General features: G+C 43.9%; 3 protein-coding genes and 1 pseudogene. All 4 read right to left on the bottom strand.

The annotated features are described in order from the left end of the window. Positions 1–48 precede the first annotated feature (48 nt). Positions 49–1,158 (bottom strand): annotated as a pseudogene (locus tag RYL27_RS10465) ([Fe-Fe] hydrogenase large subunit C-terminal domain-containing protein); the annotation flags it as partial. Continuing rightward, on the bottom strand, positions 1,152–2,987 hold the full coding sequence (locus RYL27_RS10460; protein WP_183683976.1) for an NAD(P)-binding protein: 1,836 nt from the start codon (positions 2,985–2,987) through the stop codon (positions 1,152–1,154). The pseudogene RYL27_RS10465 and the gene RYL27_RS10460, both read right to left, overlap by 7 nt. Before the next feature lie 326 nt (positions 2,988–3,313). Beyond that, positions 3,314–4,798, bottom strand: a complete 1,485-nt coding sequence (locus RYL27_RS10455) for a DUF1846 domain-containing protein (protein ID WP_314967085.1) — start codon at positions 4,796–4,798, stop codon at positions 3,314–3,316. A gap of 148 nt (positions 4,799–4,946) precedes the next feature. Then, positions 4,947–5,770: hypothetical protein (locus tag RYL27_RS10450; protein WP_314967084.1), on the bottom strand; the 824-nt coding region annotated here is incomplete at its 5' end.

Here is a 5,770-nt window from a genome sequence, read left to right as displayed (position 1 = left end):
CTACACAGAGTAGAACACTCTTTCCCTACACGACGCTCTTCCGATCTCTTCGCTGTCTGTCATATTGGGATAGGAGCATTCCGCTTTTTTCGCAAGACAGGGCATGATGCTGACAGAGAAGATTTTCTTAGGGCTTACCTTTAAAATATCCGCATAATAGCTCTTGGCAATAGCACCGAACATCTGCTGGGGAGACTTGGAGGTAGAAACCTGCGGAATATACTCGGGATAATGACTCTTAATAAATCTAACCCAACCCGGACAGCAGCTGGTAAACATAGGGAAGTCCCCTTCCTGATGGGTTAACTTATGTAAGAACTCGGAAGCTTCCTCCATAATGGTTAAATCCGCTGCAAAGTCGGTATCGAATACATAGTCAAAGCCCATTTCCTTTAAGCAGCTGGCAAGTCTCTGCACAGAGGCTTCTTCCGCATCCAAGCCGAATTCCTCTCCCCATGCCGTACGAATGGATGGGGCGATCTGTGCCAGTACAATGGTCTCCGGATCATCTAAAGCATCCAAAACCTTATCCGTATCATCTCTTTCTCTAAGAGCACCTACAGGACAATGGGTAATACACTGTCCGCAAAGAGAACAGGGGGAATCCTCCAAACGATAGAAATCTCGAACATCTACCGTACTCTTTCCGCCACTGTTGATAACATCCCAAACATGGGTAGCCTGAATCTTATCGCAGACCTGAATACAACGCATACACTTAATACATTTGTCATATTCTCGAATCAAGGGGAAGCTTTTGGATCCCTTTTGCTTCGGCAAATCCTTAGGAAAGCTTTCTCCCATAATATTTAAGTCATTGGCAACGTGCTGTAACGCACAGTTCCCGGAACGAACACAGGTGGTGCAGGTAACATTGTGCTGAGATAAAATCAGCTCTACGTTACATTTTCTGGCTTCTCTTGCCTTTTTGGAATTGGTATGCACTACCATTCCCTCCAGCACAGGGCTGTTACAAGCGGCATGAAGTCTCTGGTCTCCTTCCACCTCTACAACGCAGACACGGCAGGCACCAATTTCGTTTAAGCCCTTGAAGTAGCAGAGGGTAGGGATATAAACGCCAATTTCCTTAGCCGCTTCCAGGATGGTGGTATGCTCCGGAACACATACTTTTTTTCCATCGATTGTACAATTTACCATTTGCATTCTCTGCCTCCCTTAAAGATACCATAACCAAAGTGATCACAGTGAAGACATCTGCCCGACTCTTGGCAAGCCTCTTCATCTGTCATGCCGTACTCCATAAGCTTAAAGTCCTTAACCCGCTCATCGGCAGGACGCTCTTTCATATTGACACGGCCGGTAGGTGCATTGTCATCGAAACGAACCGGTGGAAGTTCGATTTCAGAGGTAATCTCATGGCAGTAGCCAAGGTACTCATCGATGTTAGCCGCAGCAGTCTTTCCTGCAGCAATCGCACGAATTACGGTTGCAGGACCGGTTACACAGTCTCCTCCTGCAAAAATGCCGTCAACATCCTTCAGTGCAGAGGTATCTAAGGCATTAATTCTTCCGGATTCAATAGGAATTTCCTGATATTCCTCGAACTTACGGAAGTCGATACCCTGACCGATGGCTACCAGAACCAGATCTGCCTTAAGCTCTACTTCAGGTGCCTGAGAATCCTTGGGGGAAGGTCTTCCATAACGTACTCCTCCAATAATCTGGGGCTTAAGCACCAGACCCTTACAATGTCCATTCTCATCCTTCTCAATGCGAACCGGGGAATGAAGCTCTACGATATCGCAACCGTCTGCGATTGCGCCCTCTACCTCTTCCGGTAGAGCGGTCATATCTACTCTACGTCTTCTGTAGGCAATTTTTACGGTCTTTGCTCCCAGACGAATTGCGGAACGCGCCACGTCCATAGCCACGTTTCCTCCGCCCACTACAATGACATTCAAGCCGCTAAAATCGGGATAATCATCATCTCCAATATTTCTAAGCATCTCTACAGCGGAAATTACGCCCTGAGCATCTTCTCCCGGAATACCCAGCTTCTTATCCGTGTGGGCACCGATAGATACGTAAACTGCATCATACTGCTTTCTTAAATCCTTTAAGCTGATATCATGTCCGATGGAGACATCCGTCTTAACCTGGAAGCCGGCCTTCTTTAAGCCGTCAATTTCGTGATCCAGGATTTCTCTGGGAAGTCTATAAGCCGGAATTCCATAACGGAGCATTCCTCCCAGCTGCTTTCTCTGCTCATATACCATAACATCATGTCCCATAATGCTAAGGTAATAAGCAGCACTTAAGCCGGAGGGACCGCCACCTACGATAGCAATCTTCTTTCCGGTCTTATCCATAATCTTCGGTGCGGGAATCTCTCCCTCATGCTCCACCGCATAGCGCTTAAGTCCACGAATATTAATCGCCTTATCCACCATGGTTCTTCTGCAACGAAGCTCACAGGGATGCTCGCAGATTAAACCGCAGGCAGCAGGGAAGGGATTATCCTTTCGAATCAACTGTACCGCATCTCCGTAACGACCTTCATGAATCAAAGAAACATATCCGGGAACGTCTACATGGGCAGGACAAAGGGATACGCAAGGAACCGGCTGGCTTAGCTTGGCAAAACAACGTCCATGCTGTACGTGCTCCGCATAGTCCTCGTAGAAACCGCGGATTCCTCTAAGCACCATCTTCGCCGCTTCAAATCCGATGGCACAATCTGCAGAGTTATAGATTCCTTCTGCAGTTTTCTCGATGGTCTTTAAAGTATCCATATCCGCAGAACCGTCCAATACGGATTCAATCAGACCTTCCAACTGTCCAAGTCCCACTCTACAGGGAGTACACTTTCCACAGGATTGGGAATGACATACATGAACAAAAGCCTCCGCCAAGTCAACAGGACAAAGACCAGGCTGGGACGCCTGAATTCTTCGCTCTATGTCTCGGTAAAGGCCTTCTACGGTTTTTTGGGCTTCATTTTCAGTTACAATTATTAACCTGCTCATTTTTTCTCCTTTGCCAAGACGCTATTGCGTCTTGCTATAGACTCTTCCATCCCTAGCTTAGGGTTCATACTCGCAGTATAACACAAAAAACTTTTTCTTTCTGTTTAAAAAAAGAATTAATTTTTTGTGCAGAGTGCATAATAGACAAAAAATTAACAGGTCGTTTTTTTGTTAGTATACACTAACAATTATAAAAAAAGAAAAAACCGTCAAGGACTTATTTTATCTTTCAATAAGTATTTCCCCGACAGTTTTTTCTAAATTATGTATCCGGTAAACAATATAGGATAGCTCTATTGTACTGATTTCCTTTACGCATCCGACGTTTAGGAATGGAATAATTTCTTATTTTGATACTGTGGCTCACAGCTTAAACGAATTCCCAATTTTCCAAGGGTTTTTTCATCAATCTGAGAAAGAATCACCGTGGAATGCATTTCACACTGATTGAGCTGTGCCAGCTGCTCCATACACTTCTCCGCATTTTCATCCGTATTGGCGGAAATTGTTAAAGCAATCAAAATCTCATCGGTATGAAGTCTTGGATTATGATTTCCCAGATGCTCCACCTTTAAATGCTGAATAGGCTCGATGATTTCCGGAGAAATCACCTTTAAATCATCCGGAAGTCCCGCACATTTTTTCAATGCATTAAGCAGCATGGCTGCACAAGCTCCCAATAAAGGAGTGGTCTTTCCGGTAACAATACTGCCATCCGGAAGAGAAATTGCGGCAGCGGGGCCATTGGTCAGTTCCGCCTTTTGTTTTGCAGCAGCAACAACGGGACGGTCCGCAATACTGATATTGGCTTTCTCCATTAAAAGCTCTTCCTTCTCCACTATATCAGAAGAAATGCTTCCCTTTCTTTTTTCTACCAAAGCCGCATAATATCTTCGGATAATTTCCTGTTGAGAGGCCTTACAAACCGCGTCCTCATCGATAATACAGTTTCCGGCCATATTGACTCCCATATCCGTAGGTGACTGGTAGGGAGAGCTTCCGTAAATTTTATTAAACATGGCCTTTAAGACCGGAAAGACCTCCACATCACGATTATAGTTTACGGTGCTTACACCGTAAGCCTCCAAATGATATGGGTCAATCATATTGATATCATTTAAATCTGCTGTAGCCGCTTCATAGGCCAGGTTTACCGGGTGCTGCAAGGGAATATTCCAAATCGGGAAGGTCTCAAACTTGGCATATCCTGCATTTACCCCATGCTTATGCTCTTGATAAAGCTGAGAAAGACAAACTGCCATCTTTCCTGAACCCGGTCCCGGTGCTGTTACCACAATCAAGGAGCGGGAGGTTTCAATATAATCATTTTTTCCGAAGCCCTCTTCACTGATAATCAGGGGAACATTGGAGGGATAGGAAGGAATGGAATAGTGGCGATAGACCTTTATTCCCAGGGACTCAAGCTTACGCTGATAAGCAATAGCGCTTTCCTGTCCGGTAAAACGAGTTAAAACCACAGAACCCACATAAAGGCCATATCCCCGGAAGGCGTCAATTAAACGAAGCACATCCATATCATAGGTAATGCCCAAATCGCCTCTGACCTTATTCTTCTCTATATCACCGGCATGGATAGCAATCACGATTTCCGCATCATCCTTAAGCTCTCCCAGCATCCGAATCTTACTGTCCGGATGGAATCCAGGCAATACTCTGCTGGCATGATAGTCGTCAAAGAGTTTTCCGCCAAATTCCAGATATAGCTTCCCGCCGAACTTCGCAATTCTTTCCTTGATATGCTCTGACTGGGTTTTTAAATACTGCTCATTATCAAAACCGATCTTGTCCATCTTTCCCTCCTATTTTTTTACTAAACTACCACATTTTTAAAAAAGCTCTTTTCGGAAGATTCATTTTGCATGAAATCCACTCCAAATCCCCTACAACAAAAAAGCTATTATACTGCTTTTTAGAATTTTTGCATCTGTTTTTTATTCTTTATTCCAGAAATAAATCCATATTCTTTTTTTGGTGTTCCACCTCTTTGGAAAAGAATACCGCTACCCTGAAAAAGGCCTCTTCCTCCCCAAAGAAGAAAAGCTTTTTTTCCTCTTCCTTTGCATAATATTGTAGGAGCGAATCCGTATAAACCATCCAAAGAATACACTTTCTGATAAGATGAAATAAAGGCAAAATGGATTTTTTCTTTAATCCTGTCATTAAGTAGCGAAACGTGTAATATCTGCAAAACTCTTCCAAATATAGCTTTTCTCTTTCTCTGTAAAAGCTTTGCATTTTATTCTGCAAATCCTTTTCCGCCCTATGAAAAATTGCCAGAAAACTCTTCCACAATTCGCCTCTCCCTTGAATTTCCTCATTCATTTTGCAATATTCTCTAAAGCTTTCCTCTGAAAAAAACGGCTCCGTTAATCCGTTTTCCAAGGCTTCCAATTCTTTACAATATGGAAAAGCTGTATTTTCATAAAACAAAAGCTCTTCTCCCTGTAAAAATACCGTTTTCAGCTCCGCAAAAAATCCATGAATATCCTTAGGGAAGTCGGGTAAGGCCTCCCAAAGACTTTGGCGAAAAGCCAAAAGAGAAACCAGGTTTTCATTCTGTCCGTTATGGTCAAAGCCCTTTTCCGGAATATCCTCCTCTTCGGAAATTCTTTCATCCTCCACCTCTTCCCGAATCAGTTCCCCTTTCCAGGACAGAATAGCCTTAGCTGCCTCTTCACAGGATAAATGCAGATCCAGCTGCATATAAGGATGAACAATATATTCCTTTCTGGGATAAGCATCGCATACCTTGGAAAGCTCCT

Origin of the sequence: Oribacterium sinus, assembly GCF_963537195.1 — a bacterium.
Taxonomy (GTDB): domain Bacteria; phylum Bacillota; class Clostridia; order Lachnospirales; family Lachnospiraceae; genus Oribacterium; species Oribacterium sinus_A.
Note: the sequence above shows the minus strand (reverse complement) of the source record. Positions and strands in the feature narration are given on the sequence as shown.